The sequence below is a fragment of the Streptomyces sp. NBC_00829 genome (genome assembly GCF_045161795.1).
In the GTDB taxonomy this organism is placed as follows: Bacteria; Actinomycetota; Actinomycetes; order Streptomycetales; family Streptomycetaceae; genus Streptomyces.
Genome location: NZ_CP108867.1, coordinates 8,814,043 through 8,840,941 on the forward strand (window position 1 = coordinate 8,814,043; position 26,899 = coordinate 8,840,941).

Annotated in this window: 16 protein-coding genes and 1 pseudogene; 13 read left to right on the top strand and 4 right to left on the bottom strand. The window is 66.8% G+C overall.

What is annotated here, in order from left to right:
- Positions 1–150 precede the first annotated feature (150 nt).
- Positions 151–576: a hypothetical protein gene (locus tag OG293_RS39440; RefSeq protein WP_405996673.1), complete on the bottom strand. Its 426-nt coding sequence runs from the start codon at positions 574–576 to the stop codon at positions 151–153.
- 994 nt (positions 577–1,570) lie between these two features.
- Here OG293_RS39440 and OG293_RS39445 point away from each other — a divergent pair.
- Positions 1,571–4,831, top strand: a complete 3,261-nt coding sequence (locus OG293_RS39445) for a P-loop NTPase fold protein (protein ID WP_405996672.1) — start codon at positions 1,571–1,573, stop codon at positions 4,829–4,831.
- Positions 4,832–5,089: 258 nt separating this feature from the next.
- Here the strand turns inward: OG293_RS39445 and OG293_RS39450 are convergent, their stop codons facing one another.
- Together OG293_RS39450 and OG293_RS39455 are read right to left on the bottom strand one after the other, a co-directional pair.
- Positions 5,090–5,914 (bottom strand): serine peptidase, encoded by an 825-nt coding sequence (locus tag OG293_RS39450; protein WP_405996671.1) that lies wholly within the window; start codon positions 5,912–5,914, stop codon positions 5,090–5,092.
- The gene (locus OG293_RS39455; RefSeq protein ID WP_405996670.1) at positions 5,911–9,990 is read right to left on the bottom strand and encodes a hypothetical protein; all 4,080 of its coding nucleotides are present in this window, start codon (positions 9,988–9,990) and stop codon (positions 5,911–5,913) included. The genes OG293_RS39450 and OG293_RS39455 overlap by 4 nt, the downstream gene beginning before the upstream one ends.
- A gap of 537 nt (positions 9,991–10,527) precedes the next feature.
- Here OG293_RS39455 and OG293_RS39460 point away from each other — a divergent pair.
- From OG293_RS39460 to OG293_RS39470, 3 genes and pseudogenes are all read left to right on the top strand, one after another.
- Positions 10,528–10,689 (top strand): annotated as a pseudogene (locus OG293_RS39460) (ferredoxin); the annotation flags it as partial.
- A gap of 1,014 nt (positions 10,690–11,703) precedes the next feature.
- A complete protein-coding gene (locus OG293_RS39465; protein ID WP_405996669.1) occupies positions 11,704–11,883 on the top strand; it encodes a hypothetical protein in 180 nt (59 codons plus the stop codon).
- Positions 11,884–11,928: 45 nt separating this feature from the next.
- Entirely contained in the window at positions 11,929–12,240 is a 312-nt protein-coding gene (locus OG293_RS39470; RefSeq protein ID WP_406003844.1) for a peptidoglycan-binding protein, read from the top strand.
- 227 nt (positions 12,241–12,467) lie between these two features.
- On the opposite strand, the gene OG293_RS39475 is transcribed toward OG293_RS39470, so the two are convergent.
- Complete coding sequence (locus tag OG293_RS39475) at positions 12,468–12,809, bottom strand: helix-turn-helix domain-containing protein (RefSeq protein WP_405996668.1); 342 nt, start codon at positions 12,807–12,809, stop codon at positions 12,468–12,470.
- Between the two features lie 336 nt (positions 12,810–13,145).
- On the opposite strand from OG293_RS39475, the gene OG293_RS39480 reads away from it, so the two are divergent.
- The 9 genes from OG293_RS39480 (at position 13,146) to OG293_RS39520 (ending at position 26,785) form a co-directional block, all read left to right on the top strand.
- Positions 13,146–13,265, top strand: a complete 120-nt coding sequence (locus tag OG293_RS39480) for a DUF6207 family protein (RefSeq protein WP_405996667.1) — start codon at positions 13,146–13,148, stop codon at positions 13,263–13,265.
- Between the two features lie 353 nt (positions 13,266–13,618).
- A complete protein-coding gene (locus OG293_RS39485; RefSeq protein WP_405996666.1) occupies positions 13,619–15,439 on the top strand; it encodes an ATP-dependent nuclease in 1,821 nt (606 codons plus the stop codon).
- 375 nt (positions 15,440–15,814) lie between these two features.
- Complete coding sequence (locus tag OG293_RS39490) at positions 15,815–16,978, top strand: exonuclease SbcCD subunit D (protein ID WP_405996665.1); 1,164 nt, start codon at positions 15,815–15,817, stop codon at positions 16,976–16,978.
- A gap of 1 nt (position 16,979) precedes the next feature.
- Complete coding sequence (locus OG293_RS39495; RefSeq protein ID WP_405996664.1) at positions 16,980–19,988, top strand: AAA family ATPase; 3,009 nt, start codon at positions 16,980–16,982, stop codon at positions 19,986–19,988.
- A 62-nt stretch (positions 19,989–20,050) separates the two neighbouring features.
- The gene (locus tag OG293_RS39500) at positions 20,051–22,324 is read left to right on the top strand and encodes a Helicase associated domain protein (protein WP_405996663.1); all 2,274 of its coding nucleotides are present in this window, start codon (positions 20,051–20,053) and stop codon (positions 22,322–22,324) included.
- A 352-nt stretch (positions 22,325–22,676) separates the two neighbouring features.
- Entirely contained in the window at positions 22,677–23,798 is a 1,122-nt protein-coding gene (locus OG293_RS39505) for an NACHT domain-containing protein (RefSeq protein ID WP_405996662.1), read from the top strand.
- Positions 23,799–23,854: 56 nt separating this feature from the next.
- The gene (locus tag OG293_RS39510; protein WP_405996661.1) at positions 23,855–24,616 is read left to right on the top strand and encodes a hypothetical protein; all 762 of its coding nucleotides are present in this window, start codon (positions 23,855–23,857) and stop codon (positions 24,614–24,616) included.
- Between the two features lie 362 nt (positions 24,617–24,978).
- Positions 24,979–25,878 carry a hypothetical protein gene (locus OG293_RS39515; protein WP_405996660.1) on the top strand — a complete coding sequence of 300 codons (900 nt, stop codon included), beginning with the start codon at positions 24,979–24,981 and terminating at the stop codon, positions 25,876–25,878.
- A gap of 208 nt (positions 25,879–26,086) precedes the next feature.
- Positions 26,087–26,785, top strand: coding sequence for a restriction endonuclease (locus tag OG293_RS39520; RefSeq protein ID WP_405996659.1), 699 nt, complete (start codon positions 26,087–26,089; stop codon positions 26,783–26,785).
- Positions 26,786–26,899 lie beyond the last annotated feature (114 nt).

The following is a 26,899-nucleotide window of genomic DNA, read 5'->3' on the forward strand; positions in this document are numbered from 1 at the left end:
GCAGGTCTCCCAAAGCGGCGACACAAAGTCGACCACTGCTTTGGCTTTCGGAATGGCGTTCACCAGGTAGGCCGACAGCCGGACGGCCCGAGCTTCCCTTTCGTATCGACGAGCACCCTTCGTTGTCACAGCACACGAGCACGAACGCTCTCACCGGGTCTGCGCGGCAGCAACCACCACTCGTGGATGGGCATCAGGGTCGTCGGCGTCATAGGGGCCATCAGTCAATCCGATCATCTGCACCGCGACTGCCCCGTCATTGCGGATGGCGTGCGACATACCGGTCGGGACAGTCACCAGGACAGTACCCGGCCCATCGAAACTGCGCTGCTGGACCGGCGTACCTGCGCCCTCATCCCAGTGCAGCGACCAGCAGTCTGCAGCCATGACGACCAGCAGTTCACGCCGCACGGCGTGGAAGTGATTCCCTCGGACGGCGCCGGGCTCGATCGTGGCGATGTGTATGTCCGCCACCGGGAACCGCCCGGCGAACAATTCCTCCGGGACGCTGAAGCTGCTTCCTCGGGCATCACCAGAGTCGTGCAATTCAACGACCGAGAATCGCTGATCGTTCACTCAGCGACCATCTCATCAAACCCCGGCCGACTCAACCGCAACCTGGCCTGCCGGGTTATGCCTATCCCGACCCGTCGTCCTCGGCCCCGGGTTCCTGTGACCTGGGCGAACTCCAGAGCGCAGGGAAGGCTCGCGCAACAGTAGCGAGGGCACGGCGTGCTGTTCCTCGGCGAGGTCGTCGTGGTCGGCGTCCAGGTTGGCGGCGGCGAGGACCAAGCGCTGCGCCTTCGGTACGTCGCCGTAAGGCACCTTCCCGCCGGCTCGGCGGCTGACGCTGTCTGACGGGTGTGCGCCAGAGCGGAGAGAACGGGGTGTGCAGCCGTCTCGCTGCGCGCGCTGGTGCAGGTCTGCGTATCACTGGAGCGGTGGCGTGCCCGCTCGGCGGAGGAACAGGGCGAGCCGAAGCCGCCGGAGAATCAGGAACTGAAGCTCGCCCGCGATGCTCTGGAGCACCTTGACGAGGCTCGACCGGAGGAAGGGGGCGCCCCTTCCCGAGTGGGAAGGGGGTAAGGGGAGGGCGCTTCGCCAGCTGCCCGAGCAGATGCTGGCCTTCGCGTTCGGGGAGGCGAGCTCTTTGAGGTGCTGGCCCCGGACCGGTTTGAACGAGGAAGCCCTGACGGTTGTGCAATCGATCGGGGATGAGCTCGACGCCTGGGCCCAGGCCACGTACGAGGACTTGATGAGAAACCGCCCTGAAGGCGGTTGGCTAGGCTCTGGATCATGTGGAGACAGGCAGCGACAGAGAACCGCCCTGGACGGTTGATGCCGCTGAACACTGTTGGTGATCAGCACCCCAACGCGGAAGCTTCGCAAACAGTGGCGAGCAGTTGGAAACGTGCGTCTTTAGCCCGCCTGCGACAGTAGTTGCCAGGCACCAGCGCATTGACCAGGACATCACCCCGTAGGCCCGGCATCATGAGACCTTAGGGGAGTTCGAATGAGCGAGCGCGTCTTTCGGCTCTTTAGGGAGAGCGCGAGCAGAGCGGGGAGACGCGTGGAAGACACCAGGGCTTCGGCTGTTGCGAGCGGAGCAGCGGTCCAGGTAGGCAGCAGCTTCATCGGCCAGACATTCGTCATGCACCGCCCCACGACCCCCTTCGAAGTGCCGTATCAACTGCCGCGCCCAGCCGATGTGTTCACCGGCCGGACCCAGGAAGTGCGGCAGCTTCTAGAGCAGTTTGCTCCGGCTGATGACCGAGAGGATGAGCCTCCGGCCATTTTGGTGACCGGCATGGGCGGAGTCGGTAAGAGCTCCGTGGTCTTGCAAGCGGCTCATGAAGCCGTGCGGCGGCACTGGTTTCCTGGAGGCGCCCTCTACCTGGACTTGCACGGACACGCCGCCGGAGCTGTGCCGGTCGATCCCTCCCAGGCGCTGGAGTCGGTGCTGAGGTCCATGGGAACTCACCCGGAGCAGATTCCGATCGACTTGGACAGCCGGGCGGCGATGTACCACACGGTACTCGCTGGTGCACAGGGTGCTGTCCTGTTGATGGTGGACAACGTCGCCACAGTGGAGCAGGTGAGTCCCCTGCTGCCGGCCGACCGGCGGCACCGGGTCGTGATCACGTCGCGGCACCGTCTGCCGTCCCTCATGGCCCTCAACATCAGCCTAGGACCGCTTCCGGCCGCCGAAGGTCTCCAACTGCTCGATGCCGCAGTCCACCGGCGCAACCCTGAGGACTCCCGAGTCGCCGACGACCCCGAAGCCGCCGAGCTCATCGTGCAGAGGACAGGCGGCCTGCCACTTGCACTGGCCATCGTCGCTGGCCAGCTAGCCAGTTACCCCAGACGCCAGCTCTCGGAATTGGCACGAGAGCTAGTCGGCGCCGAAGAGCGGCTGGAGCACCTCGGCCACGGCGAAGTGAGTGTGGGGGCAGCCATCGAGCTCTCCTATCGCAGCCTTCCTGAGGAGCAAAGACGGCTTCTGTCCCTGCTCGCCCTCACCGTCGGCCAGAGGTTTTCCACCGCAGTGGTCGCGGCGGGTCTCGACACCACCGCACGCGACGCGCAGCACCTGCTTGGCGAACTTGCCGCAGCACACCTGATCGAGGAAACCTCGAACTCCGAACACTGGGCGATACACGATCTGATCCGCGCCTATGCCACGACCGTGGCGCGCGATGTGATCGGCGAGATGGAACAGGACAAGGTCCGGGAGCGGATCCTTGACTTCACTCTCGATCACCCGGACGTTGTCGAGGGCGGCCCAAGTCTCTTCACCACACGGATCGGAGCCCGGCCCCTGGCAGGGGTCCACAGCGATGGCCCCAGTCCCGAAGACCGCTTGGGAGTGGTCCGGGACGTGGAAGTGCTCGCTGAACTGATCGCTGCTGTGGATACCCTGCCGCCACTGTCGATCGCCCTCATCGGGAACTGGGGTGCCGGCAAGTCCAGCTTGATGCTGCAGATCGAACGGCATATCGACCTGCTGGCACGCCTCTCCCGCACGCGGCCCGGCCGCAGTGCGTTCGTTTCCTCCGTCCGTCAAGTCCGGTTCAACGCCTGGCACTACAGCGACACCAACGTGTGGACGGGTCTGATCACGCATCTGTTCACCGCCCTGGCCAGTGAGGCCGAGGACGCGCTGGGCTCCGCTCCGGATCCCCAGCAGACGAGGCGGGACCGCGAGACCTTGCGCGCAGAGCTGGAGCAGCGCAAGGAGGCCGAGCAGCAACTGTCCGAACAGTTGACCGCAGCGGACAGAGCAGCGCCCGCACCTGGACGCTTCGCAACGCTGGGGTCGCCGGTCAGGTCCTACCTCGTCGGACGCGCCGCCGTGCGCCAGATCGCCAAGGACCTGCGCTTCAGTCTGCCCGTGTTGGCAATGTGGCTGTCTCTGGCGGGCGTGGCAACAGGCGTCTGGCTCCTGCGTGGCACGCTCACCGCAGTCATCACCAGCCTGCTCGCCATCGCCGCCGCCACCACTCCGATCCGTCCACTGCTACGGAGACTACGCACGGCTCACCGAGACATGCTCGCCTTCACTGAGCGCCGGTACAGCGAACTGGTCACGCAGCAGCGCGCTCTCAAAACCGAGATCGGTGCATTGCGGGAACGACTGGCCCTCGTCGATGCAGCAGCACGCCTTGGCGACTTCCTTCAGGAACACGCCGACGGAACCTCCTATCGACCGCACCAGGGAGTACTGGGTCAGGCCCACGCCGACCTCCTGCGACTCAGCCATGACCTCAAAGCCGCCCGACTCCAGTGGAGAACAGAAGGCACACCGTCCCCGCCACCGCTGGAACGCATCGTCCTGTATGTCGACGACCTCGACCGCTGCCCGCCTGACCGTGTCGTAGAAGTGCTACAAGCCGTGCACCTGATGCTCGGTCTCGATCTGTTCGTCGTGGTCGTGGCTGTCGACGCACGCTGGCTGATCCACTCGCTACGCCACCACCACAACGCACTCTTCCAACACGAGAACACGCCCACGGCCGACGACACGGCCTCGGACGCCAACGGGCTCGCCACCCCCGTGGATTACCTCGACAAAATCTTCCAGATTCCCTACGCCCTGAATGCACCAGCGGCCCAGACAATGGGGCGCTATCTGCGCTCCCTGCTGCCGACCTCTGACACCGATGGCACTCCGCAGGCCCCCATGGCGTCCTCAGCTCTCGATCCGTCACTCACTGCCGACGGAATTGAAGCAGAGAGGGATAACTCGCTTCCCCTGCACCACGAGGCAGCTGACCCCACAGCCACCGTGTCTGAGCCCCCGCCCGGGCCTGAACCGCTCACCAGGGCTATGGAAGACGCGGACCTGATGCCTCAAGGCCTGCGGATCGGAGCTGCGGAGATTGCGTTCATGGCCCAGCTCGGAGGGCTCCTGCCGACACCACGGGCCGCCAAGCGTTTGGTGAACCTCTACCGGCTTGTCCGTATCGGAATGCCGGCCACCGACCTACCTGCCTTTGCCAGCAGCACCGGCCCTGCCCCCTACCAGGCTGTACAGATCCTCCTGGGCGTTCTGGCGGGCAACCCGAGAGCAGCCGAAGAGCTCTTCCGACGACTGCTGGCCTGCCCCAACGACGACACACTCATCACGGCATTGCTCGACGAGCCGCCCCAAAACCAGTCGGCTTACGGGCGCCTGGCACGGGTACTCCCCGCCGTCCTACGCGACCTTCAGGCTGCATTTGACGTCCCGCTCACGGTCGGGCACTACCGGCGCTGGTGCACCGACCTGGCGCGCTACAGCTTTCACACCCGAGACTTCTCTCCACCGGACATGCCCATCGGCCAGCAGTGACCCCGATGCACGCCACGCGCTGGAGTCTCAGCGGCGGTTGCACCAGAGCAATGGGAACACAACCGGGAATCTGTGTAGACCTGACGGCATGAAACTATGGCGGTGCGGGGTGACGGCTCGTCGCCGTTGGCCAAGCGCCTCCGCGACAACTACACGCCCGAGGAGCGCGCTGCCAAGACCCGACCTTCTCGACCGCCCGGCCGACGGCAAACGTCGAGGCCGACCCAGGTCGAACGCGCCGGTGGAGGACACAGGGAATTACAGATGGCTGGCGATGATTCCGCTCACCGCTCCGCACGCGAGGTAACTGGTTGCTTTGTGGTAGCTGAAGACCCCGACAACGTCCTGCAGGTTTGCGGTGAGATCGGCGAAGCGTGCTGCGACCCCGCCTTGTGGCACCGCGACGAAGTCGCCGGGATCGGCGATGTTGATCCAGCGGGCGACACCTGGAGGCCGGGCGCGCGGACCGGGATGTGGCGCGAGCCGTTCGTACACGACATCAGGCATGGCCAGTGGAGAGCCGAGAGTGACTAGCAGGTCGACGGCGGATGGCCCCATCGTCCACAGTGCCTCGTAAGCTATGACGGATCCGAGCGAATGAGCGATGATCACGTCAGGGCGATGACGGATGACGGCATCAACCACTTCGGAACGGGCTGCTTCCCGGGAGACGGGATCGCTGAAATAGAGGTCCAGTTCACGGAAGAATTTCGTCACGAAGATCCGGACCAGTCGGTGATCCAGGCCGTAGCGGTCGGCCACCCAGTCGACCGCGGAGCGGACCGGCACGGTCAATCGACCTTGTGCTGTCACCTGGGGGGCGCCCAACAGAGTGGCCCATTCGACGATGTGCCGCTGCACGACCGGGTCGAGGTGTGCCGGATCGTCGTCGCCCTGGGCGATGCCCCGGTGGAGGTGGTGCGCGTAATAGGCGACGTCGACGCCCAGGCGCCCTTCCTCACTTTCGGCTTCGAGGCCGTTCAGGATGGCGTCTCGCCACCACGTGGCGAGACGGTGTGAAGCCTGCCGGGCGTGCAACCCCGCCTGATAGTTGTGCACTCCGTGCACGCCCAGAATTTTCACGGACGCCGTGTCCATTGTTTTCCCCCGTCTGGATCGTGGTGCAGGCCGGCGACCTGCCAGCCGAAGCCGAGAACGAGTCCGCCTTCCGGAGCGAAGCCGAGGGCACAGACGGCCGCGGGAAGATTGAACCGATCCTGTTCCTGTCCGGTAGTCAGATCCCAGGTCCGCAATGTTTTGTCGTCGCCTCCGCTGACAGCTATCGGCCGCCCGTCGAGGGTGGCGCAGGTAACCGCTCTGAGGCGCCCTTCGTGGCCGATCATCGGTGCACCGACGGGAGTTCCGGAGGTGATGTCCCAGATACGGATTGCGTCGTTCCCTGCCGTCACAGCGACAGGCCGATCCTTCAATGTCGTGCAGGCCACCGACCAGACCGGAGAATCGTGCTGGCCGAGAGGACGCTTGCGGGGCCGACCGCTACGCAGATTCCACAGTTGCACCGTGGCGTCATCGCCTCCGGTCACAGCTAGGGGTCGGCCGTTCACCATCGTGCAGGCCACCGACCAGACGGTGCCGCGATGCCCTGTCAGTGGTTGCCCGAGGGGCTTTTGGGTATGGAGGTCCCATCGACGCACTGTTGCATCACTGCTGCAAGTGACGGCGACGACGCGTTGGTGCAGGGTGATGCAGTCAATCGACCAGACGTAGTCACCGTGGCCGATGAGCGGCTTGCCGACGGGCTTACTGGTGCGCAGATCCCACAGCCTCACGGTTTTATCGAGACCCGCGGTGACGGCCGTCGGCCTGCCGTCGAGCGTCACGCATCGCACGGCTCGCACCGCCCTGTCGTGGCCCTGCATCGCCAGATCCGTGAGCCTTCTGTTCGAGAGGTCCCACATTCGCACCGTCTTGTCGTATCCCCCCGTCACAGCCACGACTCGGTTGTCGATCCGGGCACAGGACACGGCCTGTACCCAATCGGTGTGAGTGATCGGCGCTGACCGGTTCCCCGTGATGTCGGTCAAGTCCCAGACTCGGACCGTCCCGTCGCTGCTTCCTGTGACGGCGACGGATCTGCCCGCGACCGTTGTGCAGGCGACCGATGAAATTCGCTGCCGGTGGCCGATGAGCGGCGGGCCGATCGGCCGTCCGTCAGCTAGGTCCCAGACACGTACGTCTATGCCGCCTGTGACGGCTATACGTCTCCCGTCCCGTTCCAGACACGCCACCTCCGCATAGGGGCTCAGGCTTCCCATGAGTGCGTGCCCGAGCGGAGCGCGGGCGACAGGGTCCCACACGTAGACGCCATCGGCCTTTGCGTCACTGGGGGACGAATCTGAGGTCAGGGCGTCGTCGGTCCTGCTCGCATTCACGATCGTTGGAGCACTGGTGACCAGGTTCTTGAGCTTTCTCATTCGTCGGGAGCCCAGGTCGAGCGGAGTTTTGTCGGCGAGGTCCCACACGCTCACCTGGTTGTGCGCGTCTGCGGTGACGGCGATCGGCCGGCCCTCCAAAGTGGTACATACCAGCTTGCGGGCGACGTGGTTCCTGCGTCTCGTCGGCGAACCGATCTGGATGCCCCTAACAAGGTCCCATACGCGGATATCACCATTGTTCTCGGCGGAGACTGCCACGGGCGAGCCGTTCAGTGTCGTGCATGCCACTGCCGTCACGCCATTTTCCGCGGTGAGTACGGCCCGCTGTTCCGGACTGTCCAACTGTCCGTTGGTCGACCACAGCGGACGCCACAGCGGGGGGCGCAGACCCGGGACTGATGTGAGGCGGGCGGCCACCTCGTCTGCGCCGAACCGGATTGCGTCGAGGCTCAGCAGATCGCGTCGGACTTCAACTGGCGAAACTTGCGAGACGGAGCCCGACGCATGTGGGTCCGTGTCCGACTGGCGCCAGATTGCCGCCGCAATACGGCCAGGACCGGTCTGCACGGCGTTGAACAGCGTTCGCAGCGCTTCGGAGTCCACATGCACGAGCTCGTCCAAGCGGCCGGCGTCCACGGCGTGCTCCACGGCATGGCGGGCGACGTAGGGCTCCGCTGCAGCAACGTACCGTTGGCCGTCAGGCCCCATTGCCGTCCGTTCCATGAGCCGGTCGTACAGACCGCCGAGAGCGCTGTCCGGAACACGCAGATGATCGACAAGACCCTGGTGGAAAATGCGGTAGAGCGTAGTGCCATCCACCTCTGGGCTGGACCGAAGGTAGAACCGCACACGCTCCAGGACCTTGCGCAGCAGGGCAGGGCTGATTTCCCCGGAGACGTCATCACCGGGCAGGATCAGAGGTGCCAGCCGACGGATGACCGTCGCGGGCATGCCTAGGCCGCGGCTGTAGGCGACCGCCCTCAGGACCGCTTTGGACCAGCGTCCGACCTCGTCGCTGGAAGCCGTTCCGGCACGGTGCGGACTGATCGCCAGGTCCAGGTCGAGCAACTCAGGCACACTCTGCGGTACCTGGCTGGTCAGAGCCACGGCCTTCTCTTCGGTGACGCCGGTGGGGTGCGTGTGCAGGAGCCAGTTACTGAACAGCGAGGCCGCGAGGAACTCCCCTCCGCGGTGCCGTGCACCAGTCAGCGCTTTGGCTACCCCCCTGGCCAGTTGCCTCCTGACGGGCAGCTCGTACGGCGCAAGACTCAGCAGATCGGTCACGTAGGCGGCGAGTTCGGATTGGAGCCGGCCCTTCGGCACCCGGTCGAGATCGACCAGCCCTCCTTGCTCGTCTGCCAGTTCCCGCAAGGGTCGAAACTGACGCCAGGGCCTGGTCCCGACCAGGAGCCTGCACGCGGGAAGACCGTCCGCCCGTAGGGTCTGCGCCAATGGAAGAAGCAGCAACTCCATGATCATCTTCTGGTCGATGGCCTCGTCCAGGGCATCCATGATGATCAACGGCGGATCCGGGAGGCGAGCCACTTCGCCGACGATCCACTGATCAATGTTCTCGCCGTTGCCATCGGGGAGCGGAATCCCCAACTGAGCAGCGAGCCCCTTCACGGTTCCACCGATATCCCGCTCACGGAGATGGACCGCTGCAAGGTTCTGGGTCACAGGCGGCACCGCATGGGAGGGCACCGTGTTCCACAACCGTCGAGTGGCCTCACGCAGTCGCGGATGAGCTGAGCACACCAGAATGCCCAGCACCGCCGACTTCCCCGATCCTGCTCCGCCAGTGACCAAGCGGAGGGAACCGGGCCCGTCGGTGATCCAGCGCGTCGCCTGGGCGAGTTCTTCCGTGCGACCGGTGAAACATCCCTGCACCTTTGCCGCCATCGACCCCATGCCCAGCAGACGTCCTCCCGCTCGGTCGGCGAAGTGCCCGGCATCCAACGACTGGTCCAGGTCGAGGAACGGTCGGGCCACCGGGTCCAGGCCCTGCTTGGCTTGAGCCAGCGCCGAGTCCGTGGACCGTCTGGGGTTGACGATGAACGGCGGCTCCGGCGCACCGTCGACCGGTGTGCTCGTGACGTACTGACGGCGGTCGCCGAGCAGGGCCACCCGTCCGCGGATGAGCTCGACGAGATCTCCGAAGCGCACATATTCACTGGGGTACAGATCAAGCTGATCGCGAGCGATTTCGGAGAGCACCTCGGCGGCCGCCCGGCTGAACACGCCGTCATATGCCTCCTGGTCACCCGGAGTTGCAGCGATCACCCAGGCGCGAGTGTCGCTTCCCGCCGCCGGCAGCCACGACAACCGGGCCGCGGCCCCCGCGTGGCACGCGTCGACGAGGAACAGGGTGACGGGCCGGCATTCATCCCTGAAGTCCTCGTGGTACTTGATCCAGTCCGCAACATCGCTGCCACGAGCGTGCTTGCCATCCGCTCCGACGAGATACATGCCGCTGGGCGCGAGCAATCCATGGCTGACCACGTGGACTACTTGTACATCGTCCGCCGCGCGCTTCCCGATTTCAGCCAGAACCCGTTCTCCGAGAGCCTCTCCGCTGGACAGCGACGTCTCGTCGTCCGTCACGCAGGTATATCCGAGCTCCGACAGGACCTCACCGATTCTCGCGGCGCGAGCCCGTGCGAAATCCAGGTCGCTCAGTGCGTCGATCTCCGGTTCACGCTGCGGATCTCGAAACGTACCGATACCGATGCACAGCCCATGCCGGGCCCCCCGCTGACGCACCGCCGCGCCTCCTCGCGCTGATCACCCTGTGACGCGAACCCGCCCTCACGGATTGTCACGTGGCGCTTATTATTCGTCACCTAACGGCATGGGGTGAGCTTTTCGCCGATGAAGGCAAGGGTGACTAGAACGGTGCGCCTGTGATCTAAAAGGCCGCCGTCATTTGACCCCCACCCCGTAGATGCCCAGCTCAGACACGGCATCAGCGAAGAAGCGCCCTCGCCGCCTGACCGTGGCAACGTGGCTTCTCTGGCCTGTCGACCAGGTCCACTGCCGCCCGAGGAGAGCTGCGAAATGTCCTGACACGGCTCGTACAGGACACAAGGGCGCGATTCCGCCCTCGGTAATCGCACCAGCGAACCACTCACCGGCACGCGGGTTCCCGAAGGTAGCGCCCTGCGTTCGAGCAGGCGCGACGGTGCGAATCCGTAGGTCTCCGCTGTCTCAGCCGTCACACGGGCGCTCAACTGACGCCAGCGAAGCCTTCAAGGCGCCCGCCGTTCCCTGCAGGATGGGCGAGCCGGCCTTGCGAGTCCTGACATCCTCCCCGAGGTCTTCGAACTGGGCGCCGACGGCTTCCCGACCGCCGCCCAGGCCCAGGTACCGCGCTACTTGGATGCTAAGGCGCTCCGCGCGGTGCAGCGCTGCCCGGCGCTCGCCCTGCGCATCGAGGAGGTCGCCCCGCAACCTTCCGGCCCTCTCCCCAGGCCGCGAGCTCGGCACGCCCGATCAGACGGCGCCGCGTCGATCGGCCTCCTCCCGTGCGTGGCCTCACCAGACCGGCACCACGAAAGGAGGCAGGTCGTCACCTGCAGCGCTTCAGGCGCGGCGGACGAACCAGCCGGAGACAGGCCAAAACCGTGCGGTGGAGGGCGAGTCCTCGCGTCTGTGCACCGACGCAGCGAGAACAACGGCACCCCAGCGCCCTTGCCCCTTATCGCGGGGCAGCCCTGGAGCGGGCGGTCCCGATCCAGGGCGCGGTGTGCGGGGCCGCCTGAGCCAAGCCCAGAAGTCCCGTCACGGCGCAGGCACTTCGACAGTAGAACCCAGAACACGTTAGAACGGGGGACAAGTGAGAGCCCCACGGGGTGCGGGTTGGGTCGCCACCTGGTTGGTGCGCACGCGCAGTGCCTTCTCCGCAAGGCCGGTCGTGCCCTTGGTCCGTTGCGGATCCCACAGCCAGGTCTTGACGCCGGTGGCATCGAACACGACGACCCGGGTGGTCGGTGGGTAGCGGCCCTGGCTGCACGGCCGTCTTCGCCTCATCGAGCGGGTGCACGCAGACTCGCCGCGCGCTGATGCCGACGAAAGAGAAAGTCGTGTCCGGCCGTGGCCTGCGCGGCGGCTCGATCAGCAGCAGCGCTAGCTTGAGCCGGTGATCCAGTAGAAGTGCCGGGCCCAACCGAGCGCGGCCAGCCCGGCGGCGCGGGCCGGCACAGGGGCACCGCTCCAGGGCGGCTGCGCCCGCCGCTGCCGCCGCCCGGGGGTGACCGAGGAGTGTCCCGTCGGTAGCCCAGCAGTCGTCCCGGTGCAGCACCTGGCGCTGGGACCGGCACCCGGGAAGTCCTTGTGTACTGCGGCGGATGGGAGGGTTCGCGCCTCCGGTTGTGCTGATGTCATGGACATTGCAGATCCAGGGGCGCTTTCGCTCCCGTCCCCTTGATATGAGTACGCACGCCGTGACGCGAGGTCGCGGGCCGAAGGGGAGGGAAGATGTCCGCTTTGAGATCGACGGGTGCGCTGCTCCGAAGAGGGGCCGCTTTCGTGCTGACAGTGCTGACCGTCTTCGCCGGGGGGATGGTGGCGGCGCCGCCGGCCGCCGCGTCGGTGTCGCAGGGCTACTTCTACGGGGCCGGCTGGGGCAGCGGCGTCAACGACGATTGGGGCGACTAGGGGATCCTGGACTCCAACGATCACAGGTACAGCCGGGCCACCGCCCTGTGGCAGCTCTTTCTCCAGGCCCAGGGGTACTACGACGGGTCCATCGATTGCGATTTCGGTCCCCAGACGACCGCGGCCACGGCGGCGTTCCAGCGCGACTTTCACCTTGAGGACGACGGGAGCGCTGGACCCGCCACCCTGAGCGTCGCGGACGATTTCCTCGGCGACGAGGGGAACAACAGGGACATCGGCGTCTATGGCCAGGTTGCCTGGATCGAGATCTTCCGCCGCGTCAACGGCGTCTACTACGGCTGGATCAACGGCGCCTGGCGGAGCGCCTCCTACACCTCGTCGGCCGGCTGCGCCTGATTCGGCGCCCGGTGCCGGTGATGTGCGGGCCGCGATCCGTCGCCGCCCGCACGTCTGCCGTCGTGAACGTGCCGGTCGGTTGAGGTCGCCGCGACACGGGGGTGTGGGGCTCCGGTGCCCTGCCCGGAGGGCCGACCGTATCCCCGTCGTGCCCGTGCGACGCTGGGTACGCCCAGCGTCGACCGGGCACCCCGGAGACGCTGTAGGAGACGTGGAACTCCTGCCGATCAGCGTGGCCACCCTCTCCCAGCGTCGACCGGGCACCCCGGAGACGCTGTAGGAGACGTGGAACTCCTGCCGATCAGCGTGGCCACCCTCGCGGCGGTCCACACCTGTTCCTCGACCCAGCCGTGCGCGGCCGGTCCCTGCTCCAGATATGCGGCCAGTTTCTCCAGAGAGCGCGGGGACAGACGGCACCGCGATCCGCTCGGGCCACGGGAACCCAGAGCCTGTATACCGTCATCGCGCCACAGCCGGTGCCACTGGTAGGCCGACTTGAGGCTCACCCGCAGACGCCGTGCCACCTCCGGCGGCTTGGCCTTCTGCTCGAACAGCTCGGTCGCCTGCACCGCACCGTCTCCCGGCGCTGCCGTCCCGCAGCGGTCAGCCCGCCCCCATCGCCACACCTCACACACCATGAGCTTCAGCCATCACCCCAGGTCCTTCAGGGACTTCGCGAAGATTCACTCTGACGAGCCGAAGTCAGTAAAGGTCTCTTGCAGAGGGCGCCCCAAAGCCGTCTGCACCCGGGTCGAGTGAAGACCACGCAGTCACGGAACCTGTTCTGAACGGCCCGGCGTGATGCCCCACATGGATCCGATCAACGAAACACACGTGAGGGAACCGGGCCTGATCGTCCTTGATGTGCAGCCGCCGACGACGCAACCGCCTTCGCATTCCAGCAGTTGCTCGCCGAACGGTGGGCCATAGCGACGGCACAGGAGACAACACGGGACGTGGGGGAGCCTGGGGTACGGCTTCGCTGCTACGTGGATCTTCGCCAGAGGCCCACCCCGGAACCCTGACTTGGCGAAGACCGGACCGGTGCCCCTCCAGACGACGATGCTGCTCGCGGTTTCCGACAGCGGCCAGGCGCCCGTCAGTGCTTGAACGCCGACTGTGCGGGTTCCGGTTGGTGCACCTGACGGAGACGGGGGGTCACCAACGGGCCGCAGTGCCGTGCCTTCTATCAGGTCTTGTCGGCCAGTGTCTGTCCAGTCGGCTTGAGATCGCCGAATTGACCCAAACCGCCCGGCTGTCGCCGACAGCCCCTCTAGGATGACGGCCCGTTACGGGTACTCATCCATCCCACCCGTACAAGCACTCCCGCACGTCACACCCCCTCCATCCGCAGAGGGAGATTCGGAGCAGTTCGACCGTGTACCTCACCCGTTTCTCCGTGTGCGGCTTCCGCTCTTTAGCGCAGGTGGAGAACATTCCCGTCAGCGGCCCGACGATCCTGGCCGGCCGCAACGACGGGGGCAAGAGCGCTGTACTGGCAGCGCTGGCCTTCCTTCTGGGAGACCACCGGCTGACGGACGAGGACCGTACGTACGTCCAGACGGAGGGTGCCGCGGGCGGCCGCTGCTCCCAGACATGGGTCGAGGGCGTCTTCACCCTCGATGCCGGTGAGCAGGCTGCCACTGCCCTGCCGCAGACCGCCCGGATCCGCCGGATTGCCGAAGAGGGCCAGACGGCCAGGTGGGAGCACTTCGGCTCCCGGCCGGCGGACAGCCGCCTCCATGACGTGGGCAGAATGCTGAAGGGCGAACTGGCCGAGCTGGTGGCCGAGTTCTCGCTGACCCCGTCAGGGTCCCTGAAGGATGACCTGGTGCAGGCCCTCAACGCCTACGCGGCCACGGCACCCCAGGTCGAGCAGTGGCAGCCCCTGGCCAAGGAACTCCAGGAGAGACTGCCCCGACTGTTGTCGTTCGGGGGCAAGGACGAGAGCCCGGACGCCGCCGTTCGCACCGCGCTGAACAGCTGCTACGAGACGTACCTGGAGGACGAGACTCTGCAGGGACGTGTGCGGGAGATCGAAGCGGAAGTCACCCAGCGTCTGGAGAAGGAAGCCGACTCTCTGTGCCAGCACATCCGCCGGCACTGCGGTGAATTCGTCGGTGTGCAGGTCAAGCCGGAGGTTTCCTTCAAGGGCGGCTTCAAGCGTGCCCCGCTGGAGGTGTCCAAAGCTGACGGGGAACCCGTCGATCTCACGCGCTCCGGCCAGGGCAGCAACCGTCGGATCGCGCTTGCCGTGTGGGAGTGGACCAGCAATCTGCTGGAGAGCAGCGAACTGACCGCGGGGGAGAGGGGTGAGCAGGAGCCGACCCAGACCATCGTCGTCTACGACGAGCCCGACACTCACCTCGACTACCGCCACCAGCGCACCGTCATGGACATCATCCGCAAGCAGTGCGCCCTGCCCCACGTCAGCGTCGTGGTCGCTACGCACTCGATGAATCTCATCGACGGTGTCGACATCGCCGACGTGGTCCATCTCCATCTCAGCGAGAGCGGCCGCACCATCGTCGAGCGTTTGGCGGACGAGTCCCACGACGGCGTCGACTTCCATCTCGGCCAGATCGCCGCCGCGGTGGGGCTGCGCAACTCCGTCCTCTTGCACGAGCGGTGCTTCCTCGCCGTGGAAGGCCCTACCGAACAGCAGTGTCTGCCGCTGTTGTTCCGCCTTTCTCAGGGTCTCTCCCTCCAGGCGGCCGGTATTGCCCTGTGGGCCTGCGGCAACAACGAGGGAGCCCTGCACTTGGCCGGCTACCTCGTCAAGAACCGCCGTACCGTCATGCTGATGGTCGACGCGGACAGCCGCACCAACAAGCACTTCAGGACCGAACGGCTCATCCGGACAGGACTCGACTTGGCCACTCAGGTCTCCTACGTCGGTGAGGCCGACGGATTCAACGAACTCGAGGAACTGTTCACCGATGCCCAGTGGGCCTTGGCGGCCAATACGCACTGGCCTCGGCCCACGGACTCGGAGTGGACCACCGAGCACTTCGCCGCACACCGCGGTGGGAAGTTCAGCGGCCGCGTTCTGACCATGGTCAAAGAGCAGGCGGCGCAGACAAGCCCTGACGGCAAGGACGACATGCTCTACGCGCTGGTGACCACCCTTGCCAAGGCCGAGGACGTCCCCCCGCAGCTGAGGAACGCCTTCAGGAGCATTCAGGACCTGGCTTCCTGACCGGCCTGTCGGCACGGCGTTGCAGCATGCGTTCCTTGCGCTGCTGCAGCGTCGGAACCGTCCACGCGTGCCAGCCCGCCTCCGCCACATGCTGCCGGCCGTGACCTCGGGCCTCGATCCCGCACCAGCGGCAACCGTTCGGCGCCACAGCAGATCCAGCGTTGGTAGAACGCGATAACGACATCACATCCTCCTTCCCCCTACCGACCATCTTGCCCCCTGCCTCTGACAATCACCCGGTAGCGCGCCCACGCCAGCGACCCACGGCGAGACCGGTGAAACACCACCCACCACCGGCCCCCCACTCACAGTCGATACAGCATTTATCAGGAAAACCGCCCGCCACCGTCCTCCCGCTGGTTACGGTCTGTGCTCATGCGGTTCCTGCACACTTCGGACTGGCACCTCGGGCGCCGGTTCCACGAAGCCGACCTGATCGACGCCCAGCGCGCCTTCCTCACGCACATATACGACACGGCCCGCGAAAGACAGGTCGACGCGATCCTCGTGGCCGGGGACATCTACGACCGGGCCATTCCCAGCCTCGACGCCGTACGGCTCTTCGATGGCGCACTGACCCAGCTCGCCGAGCTCCACATCCCCATCATCATGATCAGCGGTAACCACGACTCGGCCCACCGGCTCGGCGTCGGCGCCAGCGTCCTGGCCCGGGCCGGCGTGCACCTGCGGACCGACCCGGACACCGCCTGCACCCGCCCCGTCCTGCTCGACGACGACCACGGCACCGTCGCCGTCTACGGCATCCCCTACCTCGAGCCGTCCCTGACCCACGACGGCCTCGACACCGACAAGAGCCACCAGGCCGTGACCACCGCAGCCATGGACCGCATCCGCACCGACCTCGCCTCCTACCCGCCCCCCACCCGCAGCGTCGTCATCGCCCACGCCTTCGTCGCCGGCGGCGAGGGCTCCAGCAGCGAACGCGACATCACCGTCGGAGGACTCGACTACGTCGCCGCCGGCACCCTCCACGACATCGACTACGTCGCCCTCGGCCACCTTCACGGCGCGCAGGACGTCAACGACCGCATCCACTACAGCGGTTCACCGCTCGCCTACTCCTTCTCCGAAACCCACCACACCAAGTCCTTGACCGTCGTCGACATGGCCGGCGACGGAACCGTCACCCTCAGCGGCGTGAACACCCCCGTCCCGCGCCCCCTGGCATGCGTGAAGGGCACCCTCAAGAACCTGCTGACCGACCCTGTCCACGAGCCCTTGACCGGCAGCTGGCTGCAGGTCACCCTCACCGACCCCGCCCTGCCCTACGAACCGATGGCCCAGCTGCGCCGCCGCTTCCCCCACGTCCTGTCCCTGGTGCCCCCGAACCCCGGCCAGCTGAAACAGCCAGGCGAGAACCCCACCTACACCCAGCGCCTGCAAGGCCGCAACGACCTCGACATCGCCTGCGACTTCGTCACGAAGGTCCGCGGCGACGCCCCCACCCCCGCCGAACACGCCCTGCTGCGCCAGGCCGTCGAGCACGCCCAGCACACCACACACGAGGAGACGGTCTGACGTGCGCCTGCACAGCCTTACCCTGCAGGCCTTCGGCCCCTTCGCGGGAACCCACACCATCGACTTCGAATCGCTCACCAGCGAGGGCCTCTTCCTGCTGCACGGAGCCACCGGAGCCGGCAAGAGCACCGTCTTCGACGCCATCTGCTACGCCCTGTACAACAAAACGCCCGGCGACAGGGACCAGCTCCTGCGCAGCGACCACGCCGCCGCCCATCTGCTCACCGAGGTCACCCTCGAAGTCACTCTCTCCGGCCACCGCCTGGAGATCACCCGCAGTCCCCGGCAGCCGCGGCCCAAGGCCCGCGGCACCGGAAGTACCTGGCAGAACGCCAAAACGCTCATGCGCGAGCGGAAGCACGACGACACCACGGGCCAGGACCGGTGGGAGGCCGTCAGCAAAGCCCACGACGAGATCGGCGACCATCTCCAGGCCCTGCTGGGCATGAGCCGCGACCAGTTCTGCCAGGTCGTCCTCCTGCCGCAGAACCAGTTCACCCAGTTCCTGCGCGCCAAAGCACCCGCCCGCAAGGACCTCCTCAGCAAACTGTTCCGCACCAGCCGCTTCACCGGCATCGACACCTGGCTGCTCAACCGCAGCCGCGAGGCGGAGAAGGACCTCAAGGCCGCCCGCAGCGACGTCATCAGCCTCATCGACCGCATCCACCAAGCCGCCACCGGCCTCGACCACGAATCAGACGCCCCCGCCACAGACGACCCGCAGACCCTGCCCGACGCCGCCCCCACGTGGGCGACCTCCCTGGTGCAGACCGCGGCGACACACCTTGAGGCGGCCGACACACAGATGCAGGATGCGGCCGCAGACCTGGCCGTACAGCAGGCGCACGAGCGGACCGTGGACCTGCTGCACCATCAGCAGACCGAACACCGCACCGCAGCCGAGCAACTGGAACAGCTGGAACAGCAGGCGCCCCGCCAGCAGCACATCACCGACCAGCTGCAGCAGGCCCGCCGCGCCGCGAAACTCGCGGCGGTCCTGCAGGCCGCCCACACCGCCGCCGATGAGCACACGGGCGCGGAGACTCTCGAAAGACAAGCCCGCGACGCACTGCGCGCCCCGCACACCACCGCCTCCGCCGAGGAACTCACCGCCGCCGAACAGCAGACACGGGCCCAGGCCACACTCGTCGAGGCCCTCCTGCCCCAGGAAGCCGCCATGTGGCAGATGGCGCACGATCTCCAACAGCTGGACACCGAACGCCAGGCACTGGCAGCCGACCAGCTCGAAGCCAGTGAATGGCTGGGCAAGGAAGCCAGCCGCCGTGCCGCGCTGACTGCACGCCTGCACGCCGCACAGCGCGCCGAGACCGACAGCGTTCACCAGCAGACCTCCCTCGCGGACCTGCAGCGCCGCCTCAAGGCAGCCGAACAGCGCGATGCCCGCCTCGCCGACGTCGCCTCCCGCGAAAAGCGCTGGGAGAGAGCTGACAAGGCGGTCGGTGAGGCCGCCCAGGCCTACATCACCGTGCGCCGACAGCGCACCGAAGGCATGGCGGCAGAACTGGCCGCAGACCTTGCCGAAGGAACACCCTGCCCGGTGTGCGGATCATGCGTCCACCCCGCCAAGGCCGCCCCTCACCCGGGGCAGCCCACCCGCGAGGACGAACAGAAGGCCGAAACCCGCCATCTCAAGGCTGAGAAGACCAGGGAAGGCGCCGCAGCCGCACTCCACGAGGCCCGTGAACTGCTCGCCCAGGCCCGTGCCCAGGCCGGCGACACCCCGCTGGATGACATCCGGATCCTCCTGGCCACCGCCCAGACCGACCTCGAAGCAACCCTGAAGACAGCCTCCGACGCCGGACCCGCAGGCGAGGAACTCGCCGCTCTCGACCGCGACCACACGGCCATGACAGACCAGGCCACCACCGCCGGCGAACACCTCGCCGCCCGCAACACCGCATACGACTACCTCGCGACCCAGCTGGCCGACCTCCAAAGCCAACTGGACCAGGCACGCCAGCAGGCACCCTCCATCACCGACCGCCTGACCGACCTCAACCGCACCGCCGACCAACTCAAGACGGCCGCCACCTCCGCCACCGCCGTCCTGCGCCTGGAAGCGGAGCGCACCCTGCGCGCCGGCGAGGCCGAAACCGCCGCACACGAGCAGCACTTCCCCACGGTCCACGCCGCAGAAGAAGCCCTCCTCGACGACGACGCGCTGCACACCATCGAAGAAGAGATCAAAAACTTCAGCCACCAGCGCGCCGTACACACCGCCACCCTCGAGCGACCCGCCCTCGCCCAGGCGGCAGCCCAGCCCCCCGCTGACCTCGAAGGCGCCCGTCACCTGAACAAGACAACAGCCCAACGCCACACCAACGCTGTCGCCGCCACCACCGCAGCCCGCACCCGCCACGACCAGCTCACCGAGCTCACCACCCGCCTCACCGACAGCATCCAGCGCCTGCACCCCCTGCAAGAGGCATACGACACCGTCCACCACCTCCACGAGGTCATCCACGGCACCTCAACGAGCAACCGCGACCGCATGGAACTGGAGGCCTACGTCCTCGCAGCCCGCCTCGAACAGATCGTCGACGCCGCCAACACGCGACTGCGCCTCATGTCCGACCACCGCTACACCCTCGCCCACAGCGACGACCGCGCCTCGAACGGTGCCCGCTCCGGCCTGGGCCTGAAAATCACCGATGCCTGGACCGGCCGGGACCGAACCACCGACACCCTCTCCGGCGGCGAATCCTTCTTCGCCTCCCTCGCCCTCGCCCTGGGCCTGGCCGACGTGGTCACGTACGAGGCAGGCGGACGCGTTCTGGACACGCTCTTCATCGACGAGGGCTTCGGCACCCTGGACGACGACACCCTCCACCAGGTCCTCGACGTCCTCGACTCCCTGCGCGACCACAACCGCACCGTCGGCCTCATCAGTCACGTCCCGGAACTACGCCGCCGCATCACCAGCCAGCTCCACGTCCGAAAAGGCACCGACGGCTCCACCCTGCACCCGGTCTCCCACACCGCCGAGTAACCCCTTCCCGCAATGCCACAATGACCCCCTCACCAGCTCATGTCCCGGAGCGGCGTCCCCCTATGGCCACCACACACCTCGAACTGCGCCCCCACCAGAAGGAAGCCGTCGCCGCAGCCGTCCGCACCCTCGCCCAGCACCCCCGCGCGAGCGTGATCGCCGCCTGCGGCACCGGCAAGACCCTGATCGCCGCCCGTACCACCGCCCGCACCGCTCCCCGCGGCCGTGTTCTCGTGCTGCTGCCGACACTGGACCTGCTGTCCCAGACGATCCGCTCCTGGCGGCTGGCCGGACGCAAAGGCACCGCCGTCGCGGTCTGCTCCGCGCGCCAGGCACTCGACCACGAACCAGTCGGCGCCGACGTCCCCATGACCACCGACCCCGGCGAACTGGCCACCCACATCCGCAAGACGGGATCGGGCCCGGTAACCGCCTACGCCACCTACGCCTCCCTGACCGCAGTGGTCACCGCCCACCGCGACCACCAACTGCCCCCCTGGGACCTGATCGTCATCGACGAGGCGCACCGCACGGCCGGCCGCCTCGGTAAAGCGTGGGCCGCGGTCCACCACAACGACCAGATCCCTGCCGCCCGCCGCCTCTACCTCACCGCCACCCCCCGCATCTGGGACCCCGACGACGCCTCGGACGGCGACGGAGCAGAGACAGTGGCCTCCATGGACGACGAAGACCTCTTCGGCCCCGTCGCCTACCACCTCAACCTCTCCGACGCCATCGACCTCGGACTGCTCGCCGACTACCAGATCCTCGTCCCCGTCGTCACCGACACGGACCTGCGCGACTGGCTCGCCACCGGAGCCGGAGCCGGCGTCGACGGACTACGCCTGGCCGGCCGCCAGGTCGCCGCCCTGCGCGCCATCCACGACCACCGCCTCCGCCGCATCCTCACCTTCCACCACCGCGTCGCCGACGCCCGCGCCTTCGCCACCACCCTGACCGACACCGCCGCCACCCTCCCCACCGAACTGCGGCCCGAGGGACTGTGGGCGGACTGGATCAGCGGCAGCCACGCCCCCCAGATCCGCCGCCGCCTCCTCCTCGAATTCACCTCCCACACCAGCCCCGACACCCCCGCCGTCCTGTCCAACGCCCGCGTCCTGGGGGAGGGCATCGACGTCCCCGACATCGACGCCGTCGTCTTCGCCGACCCCAAAAACAGCCCCGTCGACACCGTCCAGGCCGTCGGCCGCGCCCTGCGCCAAAAACCCGGCGCCGGCAAGAAGGCCACCCTCGTCGTCCCCGTCTACCTCACCCCCGACGAAGACCCCGACGACCTTCTGGGCGCCGACGCCTACACCCCGCTGTGGCGCACCATCCAAGCCCTGCGCGCCCACGACGACCGCCTCGACGCCCGCCTGTCAGACCCCCGCACCCAACGCCCCACCATGCCCGGCGAAGACCCCGAAGCCTGGCTCCGCTTCGACCGCCCCACCCAAACGGAAGAAGTCGCCCTCGCCCTCTCCCTGCGCGTCCTCGCCCCCAAGAGCGCCGAATGGCGCCGCGGCCTCACCGCAGCCCGCAGCTACCGCCACACCCACCAACACCTCGACGTCCCCCAGACCTACCAAGACCCCACCGGCTACCCCCTGGGCCGCTGGCTCACCTGGCAACGCCACCTCCACGCCAAGGACACCCTCGACGCCGTACGCATCCACGCCCTCGAACGCCTCGGCATCATCTGGGACCCCCGCCAGCAGGCCTTCGACCGCGCCCTCGTCCACGCTGCCGCCTACGCCGCCCGCCACGGCCACCTCGCCGCACCCGTCGAGGAAGTTCATGACGGCTTCTCCCTAGGCCGCTGGCTCGCCACCCAGCGCACTCGCGCCGCCGACCTTGCCGAGGAGCGTGCCAGCGCCCTCACCGCTCTGGATCGGTGGTGGAACCCGCCCTGGCCGATTACCTGGCAGCGTGCCTACCACACTGCCCGTCGAGGGCTGGAAGAAGCTGACACGGCCTCAGCAGCGGGAGAGTGGCTTCAGACCCAGTGCACGCGTGTCGATGACCTTCATCCCGAGCAGCGACTCCTTCTTGAGCACCTGGGTCTCGAACTGCCAAGGGCGACCGCTTCCGCGGACAAGGACTCTCAGTTGACGGTACGTGAGCGCGCCTTCCAGCGAGGACTGGCAGCCGCACGAGCCTTCCGTTCTCGGGAGGGCCACCTCGACGTTCCGCAGCGCCATGTCGAGGAAGTCGAAGGTCAGCACGTGCGCTTGGGGCAGTGGCTGAGCAACGTCCGCCGTCGCCGCCTCAGCCCAGAGCGGCAAGCCGCGCTGGCCGAACTCGGTCTGGACGTCACTCGAGCAGACGGGTGCTGACCCCTCGGGTGCCTTGAGTGCCCAGCGGCCGATGAGCGCTGCGGCTGCAAGGCCGCTCGACAGCGCGGGCCTGACCCCGGTTGCCGAGCCAATCTCACCGCAGAGCGGCAGGGAAAGAAGGAACGACCCATGAGGCAGCGTCCCGTGTGTACTTCTCCCTCTGTTTGGGCCATCTAGTACCTCATGGCACCCGCTGACCGCCACCATGGACGTCATGCAACTTGGGGGGCGCCGTCACCGGCGCATGTGGCAAGCCGGCATGCTCCTGTGCGGCCTCATCACCGCAACCTGCGCGGCTTGGGTGGCGAACGCTCTGCGACACGGAGGCCTAGAGGCTGGCGACATTGCCAGCGTGGCTGGCCTGGTCTTCGGCGTAGCCGGACTGTGGGCAGCGGTGGCGGCGCTACGGCAAAAGCCGTGGGACCAGCCGGATCTCGCTGCCGCGGCCGACACTCTCGCACGCCACGTTATACGGCTGGAGGAAGAGTCCCTGCATCAACTGCGAGGTGCCGACTTCCCGGCGATCGACATCGCCTTCAGCATGCACCCCCAGTACCGGCCAGCCGACGTACGCGACGCTTACGGCCCCCTGAACCAAGGGCAGCTGAGCAAGGTAGCCACCTTCTTCTGTGCTGCCCGGCCGCAGCGCCTGGTCATCACCGGAGACGCCGGTGCAGGCAAGACCGTCCTGGCCGCCGAGCTGGTGCTGGCCCTGCTGGAAGAGCGAAAGAACAACGACCCCGTCCCAGTGCGCCTGCCCCTCGCCGGCTGGGACACCACACGCCCCCTGGACGAGTGGATCGCGGACCAGCTGGTCCGCGACCGGGCATTCGACCTCCACCCGGCAGTGGCCACCGCCCTCGTTAAGCACCATCTGGTCCTGCCCGTCCTGGACGGCCTCGACGAGATGGACGCCGAAACGACACCCGCCGAGCAATCCAGGGCCCGTGCCGCATTACGCGTCCTCAACACCCGACCCCAGGGCCGCGGCCCGGCACCCGCCGTCGTGACATGCAGACACGACCGCTACGCCGATCTCGCCGCCCACGGAAACGAGCTCAGAGACGCGGCATGGGTATCCCTGAAACCCGTGTCACACGCTGCGGCACTCGACTACCTGAAACGGCGTGACAGCGACGGCCGCTGGCAACCGGTACGCACGCAACTGACCGCAGGCCTGGCACCGGTACTCGCCCAGGCACTGACGACTCCCTGGCGGCTGACCCTGGCGGTGACCGCCTACGCCGAGTCAGGCGACCCACGTGCGCTCACTGCCTTCGGAACCGTCGCCGAGATCGACAACTACGTGCTGGGCCGGTTCGTACAGGCAGCCAGCCGCCTCCACCCGCCCTCGTTCCGCCGCCACAATGCTGACCGGGCCCACCGGTGGCTCCACGCGCTTGCCACCTACCTGACTGCCCCGCCCCCGGCTTCGTCGGAGCCGACCTGGTTCTGCACCGCCTGTGGCCCATAGCAGGCCCCCGAAAAGCTCGCTGCGTCCACGCTGCCCTCGCCATCCTGATCATCACCATGGCCGTCGGTCTGCTGACCTGCCTGTCGCTGCTCTCACCAGCCGCGCCTCCGCCCGTCTTCCTCGCCGCCACGGGAGCCGCCATTTGCCTGCTCGGCGTACGGCAGTGGACACGAAAATGGCCACGACCACGCAGACCGGTCGATGCCCGCCGCCTCTGGACGATTCATACTTCAATACGGGCCATCAAGTCCGCGCTTGCGGTGCTGCTGCCCGTGACAATGTCGGCAGGCGTCGCCCTCGTGGGGGCCGCCGGTGCGGGGTCAGCGGCCTACATGTCGAAACCTCACAGGCCAGACTGGCTCTGGCCAGCGCTGCTGTCGGCCGCGGGACTGGCCGCGGCACTGTCCGTACTTGCCGCCGCAGCAGCTTTCACCCGCTGGCTCGCCGAACTCGCCGACGCCGCTCCGGACCGGACCACCACACCACGCAAAACTCTCACCGGTGACCTGACCGCAGGGGTGGTGACCTCCCTCGCCTTCTCCCTCACGGCCGGGAGCGCCGCAGGCTGGGTTATGGACCCTTGGTTCGGACTCGGCCTCGCCCTGGCCGCGCTCGCCGGCGTGGTGGTCGTGGCCGACGCCTGGATGCGCTACATCGTTCTGATCCTGTGCACCCGAGGTGTCCTGCCGTGGCGCCTGGCTGGCTTTATGGACTGGGCCTACAGCGCAGGACTCCTGCGAATCTCCGGAACCGCCTACCAGTTCCGTCATCGCGAACTCCAGGACTGGCTTGCAGCCAACCCTGACCCTGTTCCTTGAGATGCCTGGGCACCCTGCCCGTCCGCACCAGGTGTTTACAGCGCTGCCGCCGCCATGCCACCCACACCTCACAAGACCTCACCCCCATCTCCCTCTCCACGGCGACGGCTCCCGGAAATGCCGCATTCTCGGCAGTAGCTGGCGAGATCTCCTTTAGCATCGTTTAACTACTGGTAGTAGAGGGGGAGTTCGACATGAGTGACCGAGATGCCGGCCTGGATCCAGCCCGCGGACCGGAAACGCCCGAGCCGAGACCTGAGAGCGAGCCATCGCCGGCACCCCCACCCTCCGGTGATCCCCCCGGCCCGGCACCGGAGCCCTCCCCGTCGACCGACCCCGCGCCATCCGCAGCGTTCCGGCGCATGCTTGACGGTGCCGTGAGGGCTGGAAGTGAAGTCATGCGGGCTGCGGTTGGAGAGCAGCAGGAAGGAGGATCAGCTAGGACACGGATCTCCGTACGGGCGGGCGTAGCTCTGGCCATTTTCCTGATCGGCGCGGTAGTTGTCAGCGTCATCGGGCTGGTGATCGCAAACGTCTTCGCGAACGACAGCGCAAAGGCGCAGGACGACGCAAACGGCAGGATCGACGCGAGCAAGCCCCCATTTGATGTAACGGTCACACCCGCACTGGGTGATAGGAAGCCATGGACCAGTTGGGAGATAGACCGCAGGCTGACACCCGCAGAAGAGTCCGAACTTGAAAAGATATCAGCTTCCGTGGAGAACGCCGACCGTATATGGGAATTTGTGCGCAAGGCGGATGGTAGAAGGACTGACGGCGACGCAAACGGTTACCGGTTTCAATTCACTAGCGAGCGCCAGGCGTCTGTCTCCATTACGGATGTATACGCGAAGATAGACACATGCTGGTCCTCTAGAGCGAAGACCTACATCAGTCTAATGCAAGGAGGATTGACTGGCTGGGAGGATGTCTACTTCGAACTCGACTCGAATCTATCCGCTATCCCGCTATTGCACGGGACCGCTCAAGACTCCCAAGCGGGCATCCCCTTCGATAAGATTATTGCCCTGGGAGGAAACGAAACACCTGCCTACCTCAACGTGCTGCCCAACTCGACCACCCGGTCGTGCAACTGGTCCCTTCAGCTTGAGTACAACGTCGCTCCCGACGCCACTCCGAAGACACGGACTGTATCTAAGGATGAAAAGGGGGACGATCTCGTATTCAACGGCCCCTATGCGACTGACGCCGATGTTTGGGGTCCAGGCCCCACAGGAACATTTACAAAAGACACGTCCTGAATCGCAACTGAACACCAGCCTAGCTATGCCCGCCTCACCTCGCCTGGATTATGTCAGTGGCCTTCAGCGGCGGGTCCGGACGTTTGGCAGCAGGCTGGTCCCGGGGATTCAAGCCAATGGCCTGACTGCGCCCTAGCGAAGCTGCCTGGCACGCCCACACTGCACAGCAGGGAGTAATCCGTCCCGGCCGGTGCACGAGGGGGCAGACATGGCGGCCAAACGCAACAGCAGAACTGCCCGCAGACTCCGCACCGCCCGGTACAAGGCGGCAGCGGGAGCGCTTGCTGCACTGATCCTGCTGGCCCTGCTGCGCCCCATGATCTGGCTGTATATCGGCTCAGTCCTTGCCGCCGCGGGAGTCGGCTGGATGGCCTGGCGGCTATGGCGCACCGACAGGCTGCTGCGCAGCAAGGACGCCACGTGGAGACGGCAGGAGCAGATCGCAGCGGGACAGCGGACGCTGGCTGTGATCGACACACTGTCCGGAACTCAGTTCGAGGAAGTGGTCGCAGAGTTGTGCCGCCGTGACGGCTGCACACAGGTACGCACAGTCGGCGGTACCGGAGACAATGGAGCCGATGTACTCGGTCGGCTGCCAGACGGCCGGAGCATGGTGATCCAGTGCAAGCGATACGCACCCCACCGAACGATCGCCAGCCGCGAAGTACGCGATCTGCTCGGAGCAAAGGTGCATTTCGCTGCCGATGTGGCCATCTTCGTCGCCACCACACGCTTCAGCCGCCCGGCCGAAGCGTTCGCCGTCGGCCACCAGATCCTCACCCTGCACCGTGACTTCTTCGGCCTGTGGAACAACGGGACACCGCTGTTGTCGCTGGCCGAAGTCAACGGACGCGGACAAGGAGGAGCCAGCCATCGGTCACGCTGGAAACAGACCTACTCCAAGTGACCTCATACCGGGCCCGTGAGTGGTGAGACGGGAAGTCTGAGCCAGGAGCCGGACCGCTGCCCGAGGCCCGCGGCTCACCCAGCCTCAAAGTCGCGACCTGCCCGCACTACGTCC